Below are 21,722 nucleotides of genomic sequence, written 5' to 3' on the forward strand. Positions count from 1 at the left end.
TTGCCCTTGCTCGATACCCACATGCCCGGCCTAGCAGGCAATGGTTATCAATCGGTATGCGTCGCCCGATCAGGCAGCGATATCGTAAGGACGGATCTCGCCGGTCAGATAGAGGTTGCGTGCCTTGGACCGGCTGAGCTTGCCGGAACTTGTGCGCGGCAGGGTGCGCGGCGGCACCAGTTCGACGACGCAGTTCATGCCGGTGATGGCGCGAACCCGCTCGCGAATCTGGTCGCGCAGGCGCGAACGCTCCTCATTGTCGGAGGTGCGGCAATGGACCAGCACCGCCGGCGCTTCCTCGCCGCCCGGCGTGGTGATCGCGAAGGCAGCAATGTCGCCCTGCTTGAAGCCCGGCAACTGCTCCACCGCCCATTCGATATCCTGGGGCCAGTGATTCTTGCCGTTGATGATGATCATGTCCTTGGCGCGGCCGACAATGTAGAGATAGCCATCGGACAGATAGCCCATGTCGCCCGTGTCCAGCCAGCCATCCGCCATGCAGGCCTCGGTCGCTTCGGGATCGCGGAAATAGCCGACCATCAGCGAGGGGCCGGTGGTCCAGACCTTGCCGATCTGGCGCTCGTTCATCAGGCCGCCATCCTCGTCGCGGATCTCGACGATCATGTCCTTGGCGGGCTTGCCGCAATTGACGATCGAGCGGAAACGCTGCGGACGGCCTTCCGGTGCGGCACCGCCCGACAGGTCGGTTTCCTCGACCAGTTCGACGATGATGCCTTCGCCCGGCGGCATGATGGTGACCGCCAGGGTCGCTTCGGCCAGGCCATAGCTCGGCAGGAACGCCTTGGGGCTGAAGCCGGCATCGCCAAACGCATCGACAAAGCTCTGCATCACGTCGGGGCGAATCATGTCGGCACCGTTGCCGGCCAGGCGCCAGCGCGACAGGTCGAAACGGTCGGCTGCCTTGGTCTGGCTCGACATGCGACGCGCGCAGATGTCGTAGCCGAAGGTCGGCGAATAGCTGATCGAGGTGCCTTCATTGCGGCTGATCAGGTCCAGCCAGGCCAACGGACGGCGGGCGAAATCCTCGGTCTTCATATAGTCGGTCGACACCTGATTGGCGACGACCGACAGGAAGCAGCCGACCAGGCCCATGTCATGATACCAGGGCAGCCAGCTGATGCAGCGATCGCTTTCCTGCACTTCCATGCCATGGCTATGCGCCGACAGGTTGGACAGCAGCGCATGGTGCGTCACCGCGACGCCATGGGGGAAGCGGGTCGAACCACTCGAATATTGCAGATAGGCGATTTCCTCGCCCTTGGCCTGCGGCAGGTCGCAGGGGACCGCCTCGCGGGCGATGAAATCCTCGAAGGCGATGCTCTCGACCGACTTCTGCCGACCGGATTCGCCCGCCATGTCCTCCAGTTCCTTGGGGAAGAGGAACAGCATCGGGTCACAGCTCGACAGCTGGACATTGAGCTGGTCGATATAGCTTTCCTTGCCGCCAAAGCTGGTCGGCAACGGCAGCGGCACCGGCCAGGCGCCGGCATAGACGATGCCGAAGAACAGCATGGCGAAGTCGGCGCCGGTTTCGGCGACCAGAGCGACGCGGTCTTCCGGCTTCACGCCATGAGCAATCAGGCGATGGGCACAGGCGATCGCGTCCTCGCGCAGTTCGCTGAACGGATAGGGCCGCGCCAGATTGCCGCGCGCATCATGGAAATTGAGACCGCGCTTGCCCTGCGCCGCATAATCCAACGCTTCGCCCAACGTCTCGAAATCGGAGAAGCGGCGCGGAAGAACATCGTTGGTCGGCGTAGGTGCCATCATAATCTGCGAACCCGTCATATTGGTGTCACCCAATGTCATATCTGTCATATTCCGGCGGCCGCTATCAGTTTTGACGTCGACTTGCACCGGATAGTTTCAATCCAGCCTGTGCTTCTAGACCATAAGGCGCGGTAAAATTCCGGCCCGACTGTGGCATAAAGATGGCGCTTAGCGCATGATGGCGCACAATGCACGACCGGTCATGACCAGCAAACGCCCGCCCCCCCCCCTGGACGAAGACGCCTTGCGCGAATTGGCGCTGCGCTATGTCGGCCGGTTCGCGACCAGCCGCGGCAAGCTGCTCGCCTATCTTGCGCGCAAATTGCGCGAGCGCGGATGGGGCGGGGAAGCGCCGGCCGATCCCGAAGCGCTGGTCGCCCGCTTCGCGGAACTTGGCTATGTCGACGACAGCGGCTTTGCCCTGATGAAGAGCGCGGCGCTCGGTCGGCGCGGCTACGGCGCCCGCCGCATCACCGAAACGCTGCGCGCCGCCGGCATAGAGGAGGCCGATCGTGGCGCGGCCGATGCCCAGGCACAGGCTGATCGCTGGGCGGCTGCCGACCGATTCGCCCGACGCAAGCGGATCGGCCCCTATGCAATGCAGGCGCCCGATCCCAAGGGACGGGAAAAGGCGATCGCCGCCTTCCTGCGCGCCGGCCATGATTATGCCCTGGCCCGGCGCTGGGTCGATGCAGCACCCGGCGACTTCCCCGAAGCGGAGGATTGAGGGTTAATTCTCTCCCGCACCTCCCCGAAACCCGCTAGGCAGGATCGCATGATCCTTACCCGACTGCTTTTCGCCGCCGCCCTGCCCGCGCTGCTCCTGGCCTGCTCTGCCAAGCCCGATGCCGGCGCCGACGCCGCAAATGACAGCGGCAATGTCCAGGCCGCCGCGCCGCAGGGCGCGCTGCTCCCCCTCGTCATCCACACGGCGAAGGGGGTACATCGCTTCGACGTGGAAGTCGCCCGGACCGAGGCGGAGCAGGAACAGGGGCTGATGTTCCGCAAGGCGCTGGATGCCGACAAGGGCATGCTGTTCCCGATGGAGCCGCCGCGCACCGCCAGCTTCTGGATGAAGAACACGATCATCCCGCTCGACATGCTGTTCATTCATACCGACGGCACGATCGCCTTCATCGGCGCCAATGTCGCCCCCTATTCGCGCGAGCCGGTGTCCGCCGGCGTGCCGGTGGTGGCGGTGCTGGAACTGCGCGGCGGCCGCGCCGCGGAACTGGGCATCAAGGAAGGCGACCGCCTATCCTGGGGCAAATGCGCAACAACCGACGGCAAGAGCGCGATCGACCTCAATTTCTGCCCGACAACCGCCCGTTAGGGCCATATCGTCCTTGCCCACGTCAATCCCAACGGCTAAGCGCATCGGCCATGGGTATCCTGGCAAACATCTTCACCTGGTGGAATGGCGCCACCTTCGGCACCTGGCTCTTTACGGCTCGCAAGGGCACGAAAGTGGGCGAGGACCATCAGGGCAATGTCTATTATGAAGGCGGCGTCGATCCGAACGGCCTGACGCGCCGCTGGGTGATGTATAACGGCGCCAATGATTCGAGCCGCGTGCCGGCCGAATGGCATGGCTGGCTGCACCACTCGATCGAGGGCACGCCCGAGAGCTTCCTGCCGCCGCCGCGCATCTGGGAAAAGGAATTCACCCCCAACGCGACCGGCACCGCCAACGCCTATCGTCCCTCGGGCGCGCTCGAAAAGGGCGGCCAGCGCCAGAAGGCGACCGGCGATTACGAGGCATGGAGCCCCGACGCGGCATGATTCGGCGTCCGGCGGGGGGATTCCCGCCGATCCTGCTTGGCGCGCCGCTTCTGGGGTGCGCGCTGCTGGCGGCCTGCGGTCGCAATGATGCGCCAGAAGCGAATCAGAGCGGCCCGGTGAAGATCGAGGGCCAGCCTATCCGCAACGCGGACGAGGCCAGCCTGTCCGGTACGCCGATGGCCGAGCGCACCGCCGTCATAGGCCTGCTCAACAAGCGCAACGGCCTGACCCGCGACCTGACGATGAAGCCCGGCGAGGCGCTGCGCGTCGGCGACGCCATCGTCCGCCTGCAGGCGTGCGAGACCACGGCCCCCTGGGAAAATGTGCAGGAAACCGGCGCCTTCGTGCAGTTGGACGTGCGCAGCAGTTCCGACGGCAAGTGGCGCCGCAATTTTTCCGGCTGGCTGTTCCGCGAACGGCCCGACCGCAATGTCGTCCAGCACCCGGTCTATGACGTCTGGGTCAAGAGCTGCACGATGGAATGGCCCGAAAGCGGTCCTGCCACGGTCAAGCTGGGCGACAAGGGCAAGGTGCCTGCCGCCGCATCGCCGGCCAGCGGCGCAAACGCCAGTTCGGCCGCCGCGCCCGAACCGGCCGACAGCACCGCGTCGCCCGTTCCCAGCGGCACGTCGCCGACGGCAACGCCCAACAACTGAAGATAGTCGCGCTGGCTGATTTCCTGCGCGCCCATGCTGCGCAGATGATCGGTCATGAACTGGCAGTCGAGCAGGCTGAAGCCGCCAAAGCGCATCCGCGCCACCAGCCAGGCCAGCGCCACCTTTGACGCGTCGGTGCGACGCGACACCATGGACTCGCCGAAAAAGGCACCACCCAGCGCCACGCCATAGAGGCCGCCGACCAGTTCATCCCCGTCCCAGCATTCGATCGAATGGGCAAAACCCAGTTCGTGGAGATGGCGATAGGCGCGCTCGATCGGGCCATTGATCCAGGTCGACGGACGATCGGGCGCGGCTTGCGCACATAGGGCGACGATGCCGGCAAAGGCGCGGTTGGCGGTGACGCGAAACCTGTCCTGCCGGATCGTCTTTGACAGCGAACGTGACAGGTGAAGGCCATGGAGCGGCAGGATCGCCCGCCTTTTGGGCTCGACCCAATAGACATCGTCGGCCTGCCGGTCATCGGACATCGGGAACACGCCGATGGCATAGGCCTGCAGCAGCAACAGCGGATCGATCGTCATCGATTCAAGGGTCTAACCAATGTCGTACCCGCCCGCCAGCCGCGATTGACTTGATCCGTCGCCCCCCTAGTCTCCCGCGCCATGATATCCCTCCGCCTCGCAGCCCTGCCGCTGCTCCTCGCCACCGTCGCCCTCCCCTTCGCCGCCTCGGCCGCGCCCGCATCCGATCCCTATGCCGCGCGAATCGCCAAGGTGCTGAAGGCCACCCCGCTGATCGACGGCCATAATGACTGGCCCGAAGCGATGGCCGGCAAGGCCGGGGACGCCCGCTGGACCATGCCGCTCGACCGGCTCGATCCCAGCCAATATCATACCGACATCACCCGCCTGCGTGCCGGGCAGATGGGCGGGCAATTCTGGTCCGTCTGGGTGTCGGCCGACCTGCCCGAACTGCAGCAGGTGAAGGACACGGTCGAGCAGATCGAACTGGTCCACAGCCTCGCCCGCCGCTACCCGCAGGACTTCACCCTCGCCACCACCGCTGCCGAGGTCCGTGCCGCGCACAAGGCCGGACGGATCGCGTCGATGATCGGGGTCGAAGGCGGCGGCCAGATCGACGGCAGCCTGGCCGTGCTGCGCGCCTATCATGACCTTGGCGCCGGCTATCTGACGCTGACCCACAGCCGGACCATCGCCTGGGCCGACAGCGCCACCGACAATCCGCAGCATGACGGCCTCACCCCGTTCGGCGAGGCGGTGGTGCATGAACTCAACCGCCTGGGCATGCTGGTCGACCTCGCCCATGTCAGCGAAGGCGTGATGCTGGACGCACTGAAGATCAGCAAGGCACCAGTCATCTTCTCCCATTCCAGCGCGCGGGCGCTGTGCAACACACCGCGCAACGTGTCCGACGCGATCCTGCAGCAGGTCGCGGCCAATGGCGGCGTGGTCATGGTCAATTTCGCGCCGCAATATGTGTCGGAGGCCCGCCGGGTCTGGAGCGCGGCGCGCAGCGCGGAAATGGCCCGCTATAACGCCCCGCCCTTTGGCGGCCTTTATATCGGTGATCCCGAGGGCGCGAAGAAGGCGCTGGCGGAATGGGAAAAGGCCAATCCCGAACCGGTCGTCACCCTGTCGATGGTGGCCGACCATATCGACCATATCGCCAAGGTCGCGGGCGTCGACCATGTTGGCATCGGCAGCGATTTCGACGGCGTGGGATCGCTGCCCCAAGGGCTGGGCAGCGTCGCCACCTATCCCGCGCTGCTGGCCGAACTGATGCGCCGCGGCTGGAGCGATGCCGACATCGCCAAGCTGGCCGGCGAGAATGTGCTGCGTGTCATGGCGGCGGCCGAGAAGGTTGCCGACGGGATGAAAGGCGAGCCGATCGGCAATGGCACCGTCGCCTCATTGGACGATGCCAAAGCTGCAGCAAAAGAGTAGAGCCTGATTCACGCCATCGCTGGAAGCGCGAAGCGCTTCCACCTCAAACGATCAGGCTCTAACTGACCGCCGGCTCCAGCAACCGGATCGTGCCCGCGTCCGCATCGATTTCGGCGCGGGCGCCGACCGGCAGGCTGAACTGGTTGGCGACATGGCCGAACAGCGCGCCCTGGAAAGCGGGGATGCCGAGCGGCGCCAGATGCTGCTGCAGCACTTCCGACAAAGTGAAGCCGCCATAGGACACGCCGGTGGCCGTGCAGCTGGTGCATTGGCCGAAGACGAATCCGGCAAGCTTCGGCAATATGCCCGCCAGCGACAATTGGGTCAGCATCCGGTCGATGCGATATTCCGCCTCGTTCGTTTCCTCCACGAACAGGATCGCGCCGGTGAAATCGGGCAGCCAGGGCGTGCCCATCAGCGCCGTCAGCACCGTGAGATTGCCGCCCAGCAGCCGGCCGCTCGCCTTTCCGCCACCAAAGGTGCGGATGCGGCCGCTGCGCGGCACCAGCCGATCCTCCGCCCCCACCGGATTGACATAGGTCGGCGTCGCCCCGTCGAACGCCACCGCACGGAAGCTGTCCCAGCTGAGCTTGCCCCAGCCGCTGGCGGCATTGGGGCCGTGGATGGTGGTGAAGCCGGCGCGGGCCGCAAAGGCCAGGTGCAGCGCCGTGATGTCGGAAAAGCCGGTCAACAGCTTGGGATTGGCGCGAATCGTCTTGAAGTCGAGATAGGGCAGCATGCGCGCGCAGCCCCAGCCGCCGCGCACCGCGAACACCGCCTTCACCTCCGGATCGGCATACATGGCGTTGACGTCGGCGGCGCGGTCGGCATCCTTGCCCGCCAGATAGCCATAGCGCTCGACCAGATGCGGCGCGGCCTTGGGCTTCAGCCCCATCGCCCGGATCGTATCCATGACCAGGTCCAGGTCGAAGGCGTCATCGGTGAAGCCCGCCGGCTCGACCAGGCCGACCACATCCCCTTCGCGCAAGCGCGGCGGCCGGATCAGCCCGGCGGGCGCCGCTGCCGAAACCGAGGGCACGCCCGCCGCGACCACAGCACCACTTATTCCGGCCAGCAACCCACGACGATCCATCATGCAAAAACGCTCCCATCCTTGTGGCGATAGACCCCACCGGACAGGTGCAGATCGATATCGGGATAATGGCAATCACTGACAGACGGACGGCCAAAGGCAAGGAAGACGCAGTCCTCATCGCTTTCGTTAAGCAGATGATGGCCATCCGCCACACCCTTGGGAAAGGCCGCCATGTCGCCCGGTGCCATCGGCGTACGCCCGCCCTCCTCGACCAGCACCGCCTCGCCCGACAGCATGACGACAAATTCGTCCTCGCCCTGATGCCAATGGCGTTGCGATGAGGCTGCGCCGGGTTTCAGCACGACATGGCTGACACCGAAATCGGCGAGCCCCGTCGCGATCCCGAGCCGGCGATAGTAGCGACCGGCGACCGTCAGCGCATGATCGCCCGGATAGCCGGTGGCATTGCTCTGGGGAATGGCGGCGAGATCGATCTTCGGCATGGCCCCTCTCCTCTGCGCTGGTCAAGAAAGACGGCTTTCGCTAACGCTGCCCCATGACCAAGACCAGCACCAATCACGACGCCCTGGCCCTGGCCGAGCGCCTGCTCGCCTGCCCCTCCGTCACCCCGGCCGTCGGCGATGTGTTCGCCGAGTTGGAAGCGATGCTGGTCCCGCTGGGCTTCACCGTAGACCGTTTCGTCAGCGGCGTCGCGCCCGACGGCCCGGTCGAAAATCTGCTCGCCTGGCGCACCACCGGTGCCGGACCGCATTTCGCCTTTGCCGGCCATCTCGATGTCGTCCCGCCCGGCCATGGCTGGGCCAGCGATCCCTTCACCCCGGTGGTGCGCGGCGACCTGCTCTACGGCCGCGGCGCGGTCGACATGAAGGGCGCGATCGCCGCCTTCGTCGCGGCGCTGCACGAACTGCCCGACGGCCTGCCTGGCACGATCAGCCTGATCATCACCGGCGACGAGGAAGGCCCGGCCACCTATGGCACGCTGGCGCTGATGGACCGGATGGTCGCCCATGGGCTGCACCCCGACATGTGCCTGGTCGGCGAACCCACCTCCTCGGCCCGGCTGGGCGACGTGGTGAAGATCGGCCGGCGCGGCTCGGTCAACATGTGGATCAAGATGGCGGGCACGCAGGGCCATGTCGCCTATCCGCACCTGGCCGACAATCCGATCCCGGCGCTGGTCCGCATCCTGGCCAAGATCGACGCGGAGGTGCTGGACACGGGCACCGACTGGTTCCAGCCCAGCAATATCGAGATCACCGACCTGGAAGTCGGCAACCCCGCGCATAATGTCATCCCGGCTGCGGCCACGGCGCGCATCTCGATCCGCTTCAACGACCAGCATAGCGGCGCGTCGCTGATCGAGCGGATCAGCGCGATCGCGGCGAGCGAGGGCGGCACGGTGGACGCCAAGATCAGCGGCGAGCCCTTCCTGACGCAGCCGGGCACGCTCTCCACCTTGATCAGCGATGCGATCCGCGACGTGACGGGCCTCGACACCGAATTGTCGACCACCGGCGGCACGTCGGATGCACGCTTCCTCTCGCGCCTCTGCCCGGTCGCCGAATTCGGCCTCAACAATGCGACGATGCACAAGCTGGACGAGGCCGTCGCGGTCGCCGACCTGCACGACCTGACCCGCATCTATCAGCTGATCACGGAACGGGCGCTGCGGGGCTAGATTAACCGTCTGCCTGGAAGCAATTCGTCCAGAGCGGGCGCCCAAGCCCGGCATGACCGGTGAGAATGATCACATCTTGAACAGGGAGCAGTTGCCCTCTGCTCCGCGATCATTCCTCTTCGGGATATCCGCATCCGCATTTCGCAGGCTCCCGCCAATCGGCCGTAAGTTCCTCGACCTTTGCGATCTGCGTGGAGCAGGACGGGCACCAGACCCCGAATTCATCAACATAAGACCAGCTAGTATCGGGCCAGCAGCCTTTTCTGATTCATCAAATTTCTCCGTGGCGCACCGTTTGGAGCGATCCACGAAGAGACACCAGTTAAAGAACGGTAATGCGGTTACATGACAGCCCGCCAGTTGGCCTTAGTCCATGAAAGCGGGCTTACACCTCATCGTACGCCTGCATCGCTGACGACGTGGCATCTTTGACAACAATAATATCTCACACAATAGTCATAAATAAATATACCGAATAATTGTATAAATCTTCTCAAACATTTTCCGCTATATCTCTTTCAGTCCGTATCGCGCCGGATCTATCTATGATGCGGGTTACGCCCATGTCGGCGGTGACATTGCCGACGGTGCGGAAAATGTCCGGCACGGTTTCGACAGCCAGCAGCAGCGGCAGCGCCTCGACCGGGACGCCCATGGCGAGGCAGATGGGACCGGTGGTGGTAAAAAAGGTGATCTGGCTCGGCAGGCCGACGGCCGCCAGACTGACGATCGCGGCGACCACAACGCCGAGCATGATCTGCACCGGGCCGAGCGCTACCCCGTTCATCGCCGCCACATAGAGGGCAACGCCGAGATTGGCCGGCGGGCTGGTGATACGGAACAGCGAGATGGCGAGCGGCAGGACGATCGACCGGGTGCTTTCGCGTATTTCGAGCGGCCCGTCGCTGGCCGCAATCATCGCCGGCAACGAGGCGATCGAGCTTTGCGTCGAAAAGGCGATGATCTGCGCCGGCAAGGCCGCACGGGCAAAACGACCGGGCGCGATCCGGCCCAGCAGGATCACCAACGGATAGACCAGCGCCGTCACGGCCAGGCAAATGAGGACGATGAAGGCGATATAGTGGAGCAGCGCCCCGGCGGTGGCGAGGCCTGAGCGGCTACCGGCCACCAGTGCCAGGGCGAACACCCCGATCGGGGCGAGCCACAACACCCAGCCGACGACGATCAGCAGCGTATCGACCAGCGCCGCGAGGAAGCCCGTCAGCGCGGCGCGCCGCTCCTCCGCCACGCGCGTCACGGCAAAACCGAAGACGAGGGCGAAGAGCACGACGGCGACCACCTGTCCCTCGGCCGCACTGCGGATCGGGTTGGCCGGGATGAAACCCAGCAACCATTCGGCGGACGGGCGAACGCCGGGCACCTCGCTGGCCGGCCCCGCCCCGGTGAGCGCCCCCACAGCGCCAGCCGGCACTGGCCAGAATTGCAGCAGCAACGGCCCCAGCAGTGCCGCGACAGCCGCCGAGGCCGTGAGCAGCAGCGCAAACAGGATCAGCGTTCGGGTCGCCGTGCCGCTGGTCCGCGCCGTGCTGGCCGCGGAGGCAACGCCTGTGACGAGCAGCGCAAAGATCAGCGGAATGAGCGGCATCTGGAGCCCGTTGAGCCAGGCCTTGCCGACCGGCTGGGCGATATCGACGATGCGCGCATCCAGCGCGCCGCCAAATTCCGACAGGGCAATGCCGCACGCCAGCCCTGCGACCAGCGCGATCATGATCCTGACCTTCAACGACATGTGCATTCCCCCTGACGCGTGACGGCATCGCTTCCCTGCCGATCAGCCTAAAAGCTTGCAGGCAAAAAGAAAGCCCGGCGATCGCAGGGACCGCCGGGCAATTTTGGTCTGGCTGGGAGCCGACCGTATCTTGACTGCTCAGCCCTTCTTTTCGGGCGGCAGGGTGATCTTCACATCCTCGCCATTCTGGCCGGGGAAATTGGTGAACATCGCGTCGATCAGATTGGGCACCAGATAGGTCAGCTTGTTCGACAGCGACTGGGCGCTGGCCTTGCCCTCGAACAGGCGCAGATTGTCGGCCGCACGATCGATCTTCATGCTGAGGTCGCTGGTATAGACGGTGTAGCTCGACACGTCGTTGAAGCCGGCACCGCCGAACAGCCAGGGATCATAGAAGCCATAGCCCCAGGGACGACCCCAACGGCCATAGCCCCAGCCGCCGCCGAAATAGGGGCTCGGGCCGAAACCACCGGTCGAGCGCACACGCTCGCGACCATTGTCGACATCATAGGCGACACGCACGATGAGGTCGGCCTTGGCCGGATCGCCAGCGGCGACATAGCCGGTCTGGGTCAGGCGTTGCCCGACCATCTGGGCATAATGGGAAAATTCGAGCCCACCGGCGAGCTTGGGATCGTCGGCGACGATCGTGTAGCTCTGCCCTGCGGGTGCGGGGAGCTGCTGGAAACGGGCGACGTCCGCCTTGAACGACGTGGCGCAGCCGGACAGGGCCACCAACGCCAGCGCGGGCGCTGCGAAAAGGCCGATCTTGCTGAAAGCTTTCATTTTTTCGCGTCCTGAATCAGGCGGATGCCTGTTAGTCTTCTTGCGCCCTGCTCTAGCAAAACGCAACTGAACATCGTTTGAACGCACCAACCCGTCGATTGGACGCAAGCCATGTCCGGTCAATGAAGGGACGGAGCGGCGGCGCCCATTCCGTATGCCTGCCACAGGGAACGGACTCTTTCCCCGCCCCCTGTGGCATCAGGGCATCACTCAGCGCATCAGGCCCATGGCGTCATAGGCCGCGCGCAAGGTCGGTTCGGCCGCTGCCGCCGCCTTGGCCGCGCCCTTGTCGAGGATCGCGTCGAGCGCGGCATCGTCGGTGCGCAGTTCCACGAAACGCTCGCGCATCGGCCGCAGCGTTTCAACCAGCAATTCGCCCAGCGCCGGCTTGAACGCGCCGAAGCCCTTGCCCGCGAACTGGGCACAGACCGCGTCAGGCGTGCTGTTCGACAGGGTGGCGTAGATGCCGATCAGGTTGGTCGCTTCCGGACGACCGGCCAGACCTTCCGCCGTTTCGGGCAGCGGTTCGGGATCGGTCTTGGCCTTCTTCACCTTGGTCATGATCGCATCATCCTCGTCGGTGAGGTTGATGCGGCTCAGGTCCGAAGGATCGGACTTGGACATTTTCGCCGTGCCGTCGCGCAGCGACATGATGCGCGCCGATTCCTTGGGGATGATCGGGGCGGGCAGGGTGAAGACATCGACGCCGAAATCGGTGTTGAACTTGGTGGCAATGTCGCGCGACAGTTCCAGATGCTGCTTCTGGTCCTCGCCCACGGGGACATGAGTCGCCTGATAGAGCAGGATGTCGGCCGCCTGCAGCACCGGATAGACGAACAGGCCGACCGACGCGCCCTCGCGGTCCTTGCCCGCCTTGTCCTTGAACTGGGTCATGCGGTTGAGCCAGCCAATCCGCGCGGTGCCATTCAGGAGCCAGGCGAGTTCGGCATGGGCCGGCACGCGCGCCTGGTTGAAGAGGACCGAGCGATCGGGATCGATGCCCGATGCGACCAGGGCGGCGGCCATGTCGCGTACGTTGCGGATGCGCTGCTCGCGCCCTTCATGCACGGTGATCGAGTGCATGTCGGCGAGGAAGAAGAAGCACTGGCTGCCTTCGTCCATCTCGTCCTGCATCTTCACCCAGTTGCGGATCGCGCCAAGGTAGTTGCCAAGGTGCAGATTGCCGGTGGGCTGGATGCCGGAAAGGACGCGCATTACTCTAATCCATTCTGTTGATTATGGGGTGCCTCGCCGCCGCATCAGCGCCTTGAGGTCGGATAGGCGATAGGCGCCGGTGACGAAGCATGCCAGCCCGTACAGCGCGACGCCCGCGCCGACAAGCAGGGCAAGCCCGATATAGCGGCTGACCATCGTGCCCGAGAGCATCGAATCGAGCAGATCCTCGCCCGCCCAGAGCGCCAGCCCCATCACCACGGCCGCCACGGCGAGGCGTGGAATGCGGCGGCGCAACTGCGGATCGGCGGTGAAATGGCCACGCGCGACCAGCGCGCGATAAAGCATCGCGACATTGACGGTCGAGGAGAGCGCGGTGGCGAGCGGCGGCCCGATATGACCGAGCGTCGGGATCATCGCGAGATTGCCGACGATATTGATGGCGATCGACAGCATCGCATAGCGCACCGGCGTCTTCGTATCGCCGCGCGCATAATAGCCCGGCGTCAGCACCTTCACGAGCACATAGCTGGGCAGGCCGATCGAGAAGGCGGAGAGTGCCCAGCCGCAGCGCATCGCATCCTCGGCGCTGAAGCGGCCATATTGGAAAAGGCCGCGCACGATCGGTTCGGCCACAGTGATGAAGGCGACGGTCGCCGGCAGGGTCAGGAACAGGGCGAGTTCGATGCCCCGGTTCTGCGTCTCCATCGCCGCCTGATCCTCGCCCTTCGACAGCATGCGCGAAATGGTGGGCAGGAGAATGGTGCCAAGGCCGATGCCGATCAGGCCGAGCGGCAACTGATTCAACCGGTCGGCATAATAGATATAGGTGATCGAGCCCGAGGCGAGCAGCCAGCCCGACAGCGCCGTGGAGATCAAGAGGTTGATCTGCGACGCGCCGGCGCCGGCAGCGGCCGGCACGATCAGGCGCAGCAGCTCGCGCACATCGGCGTCGAGGCGCGGACGCTTCAATTTCATCGAGACGCCGGCCCGCTTGCAGGCCCAGATCAGCCAGAGCAGTTGCAGCGCGCCGCCGACCGTGACCGACATGGCCTGCACTCGCGCGGTCTCATATTCGTCGGCGCCGTGGAAGAACCACAGGCCCGCGATCATCGCGACGTTAAGCAGGATCGGCGCGGCCGCATTGACCCAGAATTTGTCGAGCGAGTTCAAGATGCCGCCCAGCAAAGAAGCCAGACTGATCAACGCAAGATAGGGAATGGTGATGCGCGACAGAGTGACGGCGAAGGCGAACTGGTCCGGCGTCGGATTCTGGCGCGAGAAGCCGCCCGACAGCGCCCAGGTGATCGGCCAGGCGGCCGCCAGCAGGACGATCGTAAAGAGAATGAGGACCGGCAGCAGCACGGCCAGCGCCCGCTCGGCGAAATGATAGCCATCGGCCATGCCGCCCGGTCCGGCTGCCTTCTTGTTGAACAACGGGATGAAGGCGGCGGAGAAGGCGCCCTCGGCAAAGAGCGCGCGAAACATGTTGGGCAGGCGGAAGGCGACGCCGTTGAAGGCGTCCGACGCGAAGCCGGCGCCGACATAACGAGCCGCGAGCGAATCGCGCACCAGCGCCAGCACCCGGCTGGCGAGCGTCAGCCCGCCGACCGAGCCAAGGGCCTTCACCAGTTTCATGGCAAGCTCCGTTCGGGCTGAGCGAAGTCGAAGCCCTGCCCTGAGCGTAGCGAAGGGGCTTCGCTACGCTCAGCCGCGCCCTTCGACAGGCTCAGGGCGAACGGATGGGTATTCATGATGCAATCAGGCGTGGCCGGCGGGTTCGCCTGCGGTCTGCTGCATCTGTTCGGCCTGCTGCAGGTAGAGCGCACCGAAATCGATCGGATCGAGCAGTAGCGGCGGGAAGCCGCCGTCGCGGATCGCGTCGGCCAGCACGCGGCGCGCGAAGGGGAAGACGAGGCGCGGCGCTTCGGCCAGCATGAAGGGCTGGATCTGGTCCTCGGGCACGTTGCGCATGCCGAACAGCGCGGCATAGACGAGTTCGACGGCAAAGGCGGTGCCCTGCGGCGCGACGGCCTTCACTTCGATCTTCAGGGCGATTTCCAGCACTTCGTCACCGACGCGGTCGGCACCGATGTTGAACTGGACGTCGATCTGGGGCTGGTCCTGCCACTGGTAAACGGCCGGGGCGTTCGGATTTTCGAACGACAGATCCTTCACATATTGGCTGATCAGCGCAATCTGCGGCGCGGTGTCGGCGCCATTGCCGGTCACGTTGGTCTGGATGGTGTCGGCTTCGTCGGCCATTGTCCTCAAATCCTTGCTGATCGTTCGTTGCTCGAAGGGCCGGAACGGCCCGCGATATCGATCCGCGCGCTTAGCAGTGGCGAAAGATCAGGGCAATGCCGCCCGACAGGAAGCAACGTCGGCCAATTGCTGCGCATTACAGGGCAAGCCGATATTTGAAGTATCGTGCAAACATGCCTATGTTGATGGAACATCATCCCGAACAAAGGGTATTTGCCTCCGTGTACGTGATCGTCATCCTCGCCATGATTGCCGGCTTCCTGGCACTGCGGCTCTATTCCGTTCTTGGAAAGCGGACGGGCCATGAGCAGGAGCCTGCGCTGCGTCCGGCGGAGGAACGCGCCAAGGTGGGCGGATTACAGCCCCGCCCGATGCCGGAAGCGACGGGCGATTCGGTTCGTCTGGCCGAAGGCCTCATTACCCCGACTGGCGAAGCAGGCGTCCGTGCGCTGATCAGTGCCGATCGCAGCTTCGACGTGCCCCAATTCGTCGAGGGCGCCAAGAGCGCCTACAAGATGGTGCTGGAAGCCTTCTGGCGCGGTGATCGCGACGAACTGGCCTGGCTGTGCGATGCCGAAGTGCTCGGCTCCTTCGAGGAAGCGATCGCGGCGCGCGAAGCGGAGGGCCATGTGCTCGACAATCGCCTGGTGCGGATCGAGAAGGCGCAGATCGTCGATGCCAGCGTCAATGGCCGTATCGCCGAAGTCTCGCTGCGGTTCGAGGCGGACATCGCTGCCGTCACCCGCGACAAGGACGGCAATGTCATCGCCGGGTCGCTGACCGACGCGGTCGGCACCAATGATATCTGGACCTTCACCCGCGACATCCGCAGCGCGGATCCCAACTGGAAGCTCAGCGAAACCGACGAGGCGGCGTGAGCCTGCGTCATTCGGGGGGAGCGCTGCTTGCGGCGCTGATGCTGTCCGCCTGCGCGGGCGGCGTGATTCCGCCATCGGCCAGCGGCCCTGCGCCAAGCCGGCCAAGCGGTGGCGGCGAAGGTGCGACCCGGCCGGTTCCGGCCACGCCCCGCCCCACCCTGCCGCCGAAATTGCCGACCGTATCGCCAGGCGACCTGTCCACGGACCAGGCCAATGCCGCTGGTCTGGGCGTTACGCCCGGCCCCGACATTGCCAGCCTGATCCCGTCCGGTGAGCGCGCCCGCGCCGCCCTGCAGGCCTTTCGCATTTCCTGTCCGACGCTGATGAAGCGCACCGACCAGAGCGGGCTGACGCGCGGATCGGACTGGAACAGCGCCTGCAGCGCGGCGTCGAGCTGGCCCGAAGCCACCGCGGCCGAGTTTTTCTCCCGCTATTTCGAGGCGGTGCAGGTGGGCGAGGGCAAGGCCTTCGTCACCGGCTATTATGAGCCGGAAATCGCCGGATCGCGCACCCGCCAGCCCGGCTATCAGGTGCCGATCTATCGCCGCCCGGCGGAACTGATCGACGTCAACCTTGGCCTGTTCAGCGAAAGCCTGAAGGGCCGCACCATTCGCGGCAAGGTGCAGGGCAGCAATTTCGTGCCGTTCGACGAGCGATCGCAGATCGTCGACGGATCGCTCGCCGGCCGCGGGCTGGAACTGGCCTGGGCGGCGGACCCGGTCGAATTCTTCTTCCTGCAGGTCCAGGGCAGCGGCCGGCTGACCCTGCCCGACGGCGGGGTGATGCGCATCGGCTATGACGGGCAGAATGGGCGCGACTATACCGGCATCGGCAAGCTGATGAAGGATCGCGGCCTGATCCAGGCCGGGTCGATGCAGGACATCATGCAATATCTGCGCGCCCACCCCGCCGAGGGCGCGGCGATCATGAACGAGAATAAGAGCTTCGTCTTCTTCCGTGAATTGACCGGCGCAGGACCGATCGGCGCGCTGGGCGTACCGGTGACGGCCGAGGCGACGGTGGCGGCCGACCCCAAATATATTCCGCTGGGCGCCCCCGTCCTGCTGTCGCTTGATAGGGCCGAACCCAATGGCATCTGGATCGCCCAGGATACCGGCGGCGCGATCAAGGGGGCCAACCGGTTCGACAGTTTCTGGGGCGCGGGCGACCGCGCGCGCGGCATTGCCGGCGGCATGTCAGCCCGTGGCAGTGCCTTGATATTGCTGCCGATCGGGTCCGCCGCACGGCTGGCGCGCCCGTGATCGCGCGCCATGCGACGCCGGACCCTATCTTCTGAAGAGCAGGCGCTCTGGGGCGCATTGACGCGCTCGGTCCGGCCGCTGCGGCCGGGGCTGATCCGTCCGCCCCTGCCGGTTGTCGCCCCGGCGCCGATCCCGGAAAAAAGGTTAACGCCGCAGCCTGCCAAGGCGGTGCCGATCACGCCCGCCCGCACGCCGGCAGCCGTGCTCGACACTGGCTGGGAAAAACGAATCCGTAGCGGCAACATCGCCCCCGACATGTCGATCGACCTGCACGGCCATAATCTGGCCGGCGCCCATGTCAGGCTTAATCAGGCGCTTGCGGCGGCGCTGGCCCGTGATGTGCGGGTGCTGCTGGTCGTGACCGGCAAGCCGCCAAAAGCCAGCAGCCACGGGGATTCGAGCCGGCGCGGCGCGATCCGGGGCGAGATCGGTCACTGGCTGGAGACCAGCCCCTATGCCGATCGCATCGCCAGCGTGCGCATCGCCCATCCCCGCCATGGCGGCGACGGCGCCATCTACCTGATCCTGCGCCGCAAAAAATGACGCAATTTGCGCAGCCACTGACCTTTTCTTAACCACTGTCCTTCATATCCGCCTGATCCAGCAGCACCGATTATCGGGGGCTTTGAGCAGGCAGGGAGGCACATGCAGGGCGTGACAGTGAAAAGCCGCGCTGCTGCCTTTGCCTGTGCGGCCGGCGCGCTCGTCTTCATCCTGTCGCTGCTATTGGGCCATGGCGCGGCCGACGATCTGGTCGATGTCGGCCGATCCCTGATCATCGCGATCCTGTGCGGCACGATGAGTTGGGCGTCGGCCCAGCGCACCATCGCCGCTACTGCAAGCGCCATCGATACTGCGACGGAGCGGCTGCTGGCCGCTGCCCATGGCGATCTTCATTCCCATGTCCCCGCCGAGATCGGGTTGGAGTTGCCCGACCTGTCGATGGCGATGGAAAGCCTGTTCAGCCAGGTCCGCACCAATCTGGATCATGTCCAGACATTGGCGCTGTTCGACCAGGTGACCGGCCTTGCCAACCGCACCAGCTTCTGCCGGCAGGTCGAACGCCTGCTCGTCGAACGCAGCGGCATGGGACCGGCCGCCTTGTTCTTCATCGACCTGGACGGCTTCAAGGCGGTCAACGATACGCTGGGCCATGCGGCCGGCGACCAATTGCTGGCGCGGGTGGCGGGCCGCCTGCGCGAAGTGGTGATGGCGCAGGTCAGCGCGGGTCTGGGCGACGCCGTGATCGGCCGCCTGGCCGGCGACGAGTTCACCATGTTTTTCCCTACCCTGCCCAACCGCGATGCGGCTTCACGCATCGCGCGTGCCATCCAGTTCGCGCTGGGCGAACGATTCGAACTGGGCAGCCAGCATGTCGATCTGGGCGCGTCGATCGGCATCGCCTGCTACCCCGACCATGGCGACAGCCTGTCCGCGCTGCTGCGATCGGCCGACATCGCCATGTATCATGCCAAGCATGAAGGGCGGGGCCGCGCCGAGATGTTCACCGCCGAACTGGCACTGGAGGCGGCGGACCGCGCCGAACTGGAACGCGACCTGCTGCTGGGGCTGGAACGTGACGAATTTTTGCTGGAATTTCAGCCGCAGATCGAAATGAGCCATGGCGGCGTGGCGCAGGCGGTCACGGCCGAGGCGCTGGTGCGCTGGGTCCATCCCGAACGCGCGCTGATCATGCCCGGCGCGTTCGTGCCGGTTGCGGAAGAAAGCGGCATGATCGTCGCGCTGGGCGACTGGGTCATGAGCCGGGTATGCGAGACCGCTGCGCGCTGGGCGCGATCAGGCGTGCATCAGCGAATCGCGATCAATATTTCGACTCGCGAACTGGCGCAGGCCGATTTCTTCCTGCGCCTGCGCCATGCCATGGCGACGCACCAGACCCCGCCGCCCATGCTGGAGCTGGAGATCACCGAATCGCTGGCGATGGACATGGACGAACGCGTGCTGGGACAGCTCAGCGCGCTGCGACAGGATGGCGTGCGAATCGCCATCGACGATTTCGGCACCGGCTATTCCAACCTGGCCCGGCTGCGTGAATTGCCGGTCGACCGGGTGAAGATAGACCGCAGCCTGGTGCGCGACATCGCGACCTCCGCAGAGGCGCGGACGATCTGCAGCGCGGTCGTCGGCCTGATTCAGGGCCTTGGCATGGAAGTGGTGATCGAAGGGGTCGAGACGCAAGCGCAGATGGACATGCTGCGCGTTATCGGCTGCACCCTGTTCCAAGGCTATCATCTCGCCCGGCCGATGGGCGAGGCGCAATATCTAGATCGATATGCCGCCGCGCCCACCGTCGAACCGACGGAACGACGCAGCCTCTAAGCCGGACGATTCAGGGCAGGCGACGGGCCGACAGGATCTTCACCACCGGCTCCAGCATCTGCCCCTTCATCACGCCATTGCCGGCGGTGGGCGATTTCGGACCGACCTGGATGGCCTTCACGATATCCAGCCCCTCGACCACATGCGCGAAGACGGCAAAGCCCTGATTGTCGCCGGCCGATTCGGGATGCGCGTCCATCGCCGGCATCTTACCCAGCACGATGAAGAAATCCCCGGTCGCGCTGCCCGGTGCATAGCGCGCCATCGACAGCGCACCGTCATCATGGGTGAGGCCCGTCTGACTGGTCGGCTCATGCTTGATCGGCGGCAGGACGCGCTTGGGATCATTCTGTGTCCCGCCCTGGATGAAGCCATAGTCCGGGCCGCCGACGGCACGATAGAAGACGGTGCCGTCGAACCGTTTCTGATCGACATAGCGCAGGAAATTGCCGGCCGTGACCGGCGCCTTGTCGGGATGCAGCGCCACCACGATGCGCCCGGCACTCGTATCGAGCGCTACCCGCACATCGCTTGACGCGGCAGGCGGCGAAACCGGGGTTGGAGACTGGGCCAGCAGCGAGCCGGAGGCCAGCGCGGCGAGGAGGAACAGGGCCAGGGTGCGGATCATGGCATCAAGCCTAGTCCAACCACCCTGCCCTGTCAGCCCATGGAGTCAGCCATGGTTGGGGCTGCTATCAGCCTTCCAGCTGGCGCATCAGGGCGCGGACGTCGGCGTCCATGTCCGGATGGCTTTCACGCAGCTTCTCGATCGTGCGCACCGCGTGAATCACCGTGCTATGATCGCGACCGCCAAAGGTGCGGCCGATTTCCGGCAGCGAGCGCGGCGTCATCTTCTTCGAGATATACATCGCCACCTGACGCGGACGCGCAACGGCGCGCGCACGGCGCTTCGACTTCATTTCCGACAGGTCGATCTTGAAATGCGCGGCGCAGGCCTTCTGGATCTCGTCGATGGTCAGGCGACGCACATTGGCGCGCACTGCGTCGGCGAGCATGGTCTGGGCAAATTCCAGATCGATCGAGCGACCGGTCAGTTGGCCATAGGCAACCAGCTTGTTGAACGCGCCTTCCAGTTCGCGCACGTTCGAGCGGATCGAACGGGCAAGGAAGTCGATCACCGCATCGGGCACCGGCGGATCGCCGGCATGGGCGCGGCGCGCCTCCAGAATCGCCAGGCGCAGGTCGAGACCCGCCGGACGAATATCGGCCACCAGGCCGCCCGCCAGACGCGACAGGATGCGCGGATCAATGCCATCCAGCATCTGCGGCGCCCGGTCGGCGGTCACGACGATGCGGGCACCGGTATCGATCAGGTCGTTGATCGTGTGGAGGAACTCTTCCTGGGTCGAGCCCTTGCCGGCGATGAACTGGATATCGTCGATCAGCAGCAGGCGCGCGGCGCGCAGGCGGGCCTTGAAGGCCATCGTCTCGTTCGAGCGCATCGCATTGACGAACTCCACCATGAAGCGTTCGGCCGACATGTAGAGCACCGGTGCGCTCGGCGAATGGGCCGAGAAGGCCCGCGCGATCGAGTGCAGCAGGTGCGTCTTGCCCTGGCCGGTGCCGCCATGGATGAAGAGCGGCGTGAAGCGTGGCTCCGCTTCGCCCGCCATCGCCAGCGCCGCCGAATAGGCAAGCTGGTTTGTTTCACCCGGAACGAACTGGTCGAAGGCGTGGCGCGGTTGGAAGTTGCAGGCGACGGTCGGCGCAGCGGCAACGATCGCCGGCGCCGTCACGGCTGCGGCCACGTCGCGCTTCACTTCCAGCAGGCGCGGGCCCGACGAATCGGGCGCACGGCGCAGGCGCACTTCACGCACGCCAGCGCCCGAGCAGCGCCAGGCCATGCGCAGGCGATCGCCAAACTGGCCGGAAACAAAATTCGCGCTGAAATCCGACGCAAAATGGAGATCCAGCGTCTGCGAATCGGGGCAATAGTCACCCAGGCGCGCAGGCTTCAACCATTGGTCGAACATGCGCGCGCCGATGTCGCGGCGCAGACCGGTGCGGATGGTCGTCCAGGCGGATTCCAGGCGGGCCATATCTGCCGCTGCCTCTCCGTCCTGAATTCCAAGCACCGCCGCATTATCCTTCATTGAATGCTGCCCCCAAAATACCAACAAAAATGCCCCTGAGGGCACGACTATCGGACGCAACAAGATGGTTCGGAAAAGCGCCCCCGCTCTTCCGAGTCTGATACATCGACTGACATTATGACGACCGCCAGGAAGTGATTCGATCAGCGGCCGGAGGATCAAAATAGACAGGGCCGCTTCGCCGGATCAAGGGCGGGTCGCTTCAAAAAACTGAAATAAAGACGTTGACTCGGGAATCCCGCAGAAAACCGCAGATTCACAA

Annotated in this window: 20 protein-coding genes and 1 pseudogene; 10 read left to right on the forward strand and 11 right to left on the reverse strand. The window is 65.1% G+C overall.

Annotation, left to right across the window (positions count from 1 at the left end; genetic code table 11):
* Positions 1–69 precede the first annotated feature (69 nt).
* A complete protein-coding gene (locus tag BRX37_RS03980; protein ID WP_097382184.1) occupies positions 70–1,830 on the reverse strand; it encodes a fatty acyl-AMP ligase in 1,761 nt (586 codons plus the stop codon).
* Positions 1,831–1,993: 163 nt separating this feature from the next.
* Here BRX37_RS03980 and BRX37_RS03985 point away from each other — a divergent pair, with 163 nt between their 5' ends.
* The 4 genes and pseudogenes from BRX37_RS03985 to BRX37_RS27225 all read left to right on the forward strand — a co-directional run.
* On the forward strand, positions 1,994–2,518 hold the full coding sequence (locus BRX37_RS03985; RefSeq protein ID WP_125985623.1) for a regulatory protein RecX: 525 nt from the start codon (positions 1,994–1,996) through the stop codon (positions 2,516–2,518).
* Between the two features lie 48 nt (positions 2,519–2,566).
* Entirely contained in the window at positions 2,567–3,124 is a 558-nt protein-coding gene (locus BRX37_RS03990; RefSeq protein ID WP_125985624.1) for a DUF192 domain-containing protein, read from the forward strand.
* Between the two features lie 50 nt (positions 3,125–3,174).
* Positions 3,175–3,573, forward strand: coding sequence for an NADH:ubiquinone oxidoreductase subunit NDUFA12 (locus tag BRX37_RS03995; protein WP_004210347.1), 399 nt, complete (start codon positions 3,175–3,177; stop codon positions 3,571–3,573).
* Between the two features lie 242 nt (positions 3,574–3,815).
* Positions 3,816–3,986: pseudogene (locus BRX37_RS27225) on the forward strand (DUF2155 domain-containing protein); the annotation flags it as partial.
* 35 nt (positions 3,987–4,021) lie between these two features.
* Here the strand turns inward: BRX37_RS27225 and aat are convergent.
* Entirely contained in the window at positions 4,022–4,774 is a 753-nt protein-coding gene (gene aat / locus BRX37_RS04005) for a leucyl/phenylalanyl-tRNA--protein transferase (protein WP_125985625.1), read from the reverse strand.
* 81 nt (positions 4,775–4,855) lie between these two features.
* Here aat and BRX37_RS04010 point away from each other — a divergent pair, with 81 nt between their 5' ends.
* Positions 4,856–6,157 (forward strand): dipeptidase, encoded by a 1,302-nt coding sequence (locus BRX37_RS04010; protein ID WP_125985626.1) that lies wholly within the window; start codon positions 4,856–4,858, stop codon positions 6,155–6,157.
* A 58-nt stretch (positions 6,158–6,215) separates the two neighbouring features.
* Here the strand turns inward: BRX37_RS04010 and BRX37_RS04015 are convergent, their stop codons facing one another.
* On the reverse strand, positions 6,216–7,253 hold the full coding sequence (locus tag BRX37_RS04015; protein ID WP_206434111.1) for a S66 peptidase family protein: 1,038 nt from the start codon (positions 7,251–7,253) through the stop codon (positions 6,216–6,218).
* Positions 7,250–7,696, reverse strand: coding sequence for a cupin domain-containing protein (locus BRX37_RS04020; RefSeq protein ID WP_125985627.1), 447 nt, complete (start codon positions 7,694–7,696; stop codon positions 7,250–7,252). Before BRX37_RS04020 ends, BRX37_RS04015 begins: the two co-directional genes overlap by 4 nt.
* 53 nt (positions 7,697–7,749) lie before the next feature.
* Between BRX37_RS04020 and dapE the strand changes: the two genes are divergently transcribed.
* Positions 7,750–8,892 (forward strand): succinyl-diaminopimelate desuccinylase, encoded by a 1,143-nt coding sequence (gene dapE / locus BRX37_RS04025; protein WP_125985628.1) that lies wholly within the window; start codon positions 7,750–7,752, stop codon positions 8,890–8,892.
* 493 nt (positions 8,893–9,385) lie between these two features.
* Here the strand turns inward: dapE and BRX37_RS04030 are convergent, their stop codons facing one another.
* From BRX37_RS04030 to secB, 5 genes are all read right to left on the reverse strand, one after another.
* A complete protein-coding gene (locus BRX37_RS04030; protein ID WP_125985629.1) occupies positions 9,386–10,642 on the reverse strand; it encodes a dicarboxylate/amino acid:cation symporter in 1,257 nt (418 codons plus the stop codon).
* A gap of 138 nt (positions 10,643–10,780) precedes the next feature.
* Entirely contained in the window at positions 10,781–11,428 is a 648-nt protein-coding gene (locus BRX37_RS04035; protein ID WP_004210337.1) for a DUF4136 domain-containing protein, read from the reverse strand.
* A 210-nt stretch (positions 11,429–11,638) separates the two neighbouring features.
* Complete coding sequence (gene trpS / locus BRX37_RS04040) at positions 11,639–12,643, reverse strand: tryptophan--tRNA ligase (RefSeq protein WP_004210335.1); 1,005 nt, start codon at positions 12,641–12,643, stop codon at positions 11,639–11,641.
* Between the two features lie 21 nt (positions 12,644–12,664).
* Positions 12,665–14,239, reverse strand: a complete 1,575-nt coding sequence (gene murJ, locus BRX37_RS04045) for a murein biosynthesis integral membrane protein MurJ (protein ID WP_125985630.1) — start codon at positions 14,237–14,239, stop codon at positions 12,665–12,667.
* A gap of 123 nt (positions 14,240–14,362) precedes the next feature.
* Positions 14,363–14,866, reverse strand: coding sequence for a protein-export chaperone SecB (gene secB, locus BRX37_RS04050; protein ID WP_004210332.1), 504 nt, complete (start codon positions 14,864–14,866; stop codon positions 14,363–14,365).
* Between the two features lie 221 nt (positions 14,867–15,087).
* Here secB and BRX37_RS04055 point away from each other — a divergent pair, with 221 nt between their 5' ends.
* The 4 genes from BRX37_RS04055 (at position 15,088) to BRX37_RS04070 (ending at position 19,346) form a co-directional block, all read left to right on the forward strand.
* Positions 15,088–15,744: a Tim44/TimA family putative adaptor protein gene (locus BRX37_RS04055; protein WP_125985631.1), complete on the forward strand. Its 657-nt coding sequence runs from the start codon at positions 15,088–15,090 to the stop codon at positions 15,742–15,744.
* Positions 15,741–17,006 carry a murein transglycosylase A gene (gene mltA / locus BRX37_RS04060; protein WP_125985632.1) on the forward strand — a complete coding sequence of 422 codons (1,266 nt, stop codon included), beginning with the start codon at positions 15,741–15,743 and terminating at the stop codon, positions 17,004–17,006. The genes BRX37_RS04055 and mltA overlap by 4 nt, the downstream gene beginning before the upstream one ends.
* 9 nt (positions 17,007–17,015) lie before the next feature.
* Positions 17,016–17,549 (forward strand): Smr/MutS family protein, encoded by a 534-nt coding sequence (locus BRX37_RS04065; RefSeq protein WP_164522406.1) that lies wholly within the window; start codon positions 17,016–17,018, stop codon positions 17,547–17,549.
* A 102-nt stretch (positions 17,550–17,651) separates the two neighbouring features.
* On the forward strand, positions 17,652–19,346 hold the full coding sequence (locus tag BRX37_RS04070; protein WP_125985633.1) for a putative bifunctional diguanylate cyclase/phosphodiesterase: 1,695 nt from the start codon (positions 17,652–17,654) through the stop codon (positions 19,344–19,346).
* A 10-nt stretch (positions 19,347–19,356) separates the two neighbouring features.
* On the opposite strand, the gene BRX37_RS04075 is transcribed toward BRX37_RS04070, so the two are convergent.
* Positions 19,357–19,974, reverse strand: coding sequence for a peptidylprolyl isomerase (locus tag BRX37_RS04075; RefSeq protein WP_125985634.1), 618 nt, complete (start codon positions 19,972–19,974; stop codon positions 19,357–19,359).
* Positions 19,975–20,041: 67 nt separating this feature from the next.
* A complete protein-coding gene (dnaA, locus tag BRX37_RS04080; RefSeq protein ID WP_004210320.1) occupies positions 20,042–21,460 on the reverse strand; it encodes a chromosomal replication initiator protein DnaA in 1,419 nt (472 codons plus the stop codon).
* Positions 21,461–21,722: the final 262 nt, after the last annotated feature.

This window comes from Sphingomonas sp. S-NIH.Pt3_0716 (assembly GCF_003950715.1).
Taxonomy (GTDB): domain Bacteria; phylum Pseudomonadota; class Alphaproteobacteria; order Sphingomonadales; family Sphingomonadaceae; genus Sphingobium; species Sphingobium yanoikuyae_A.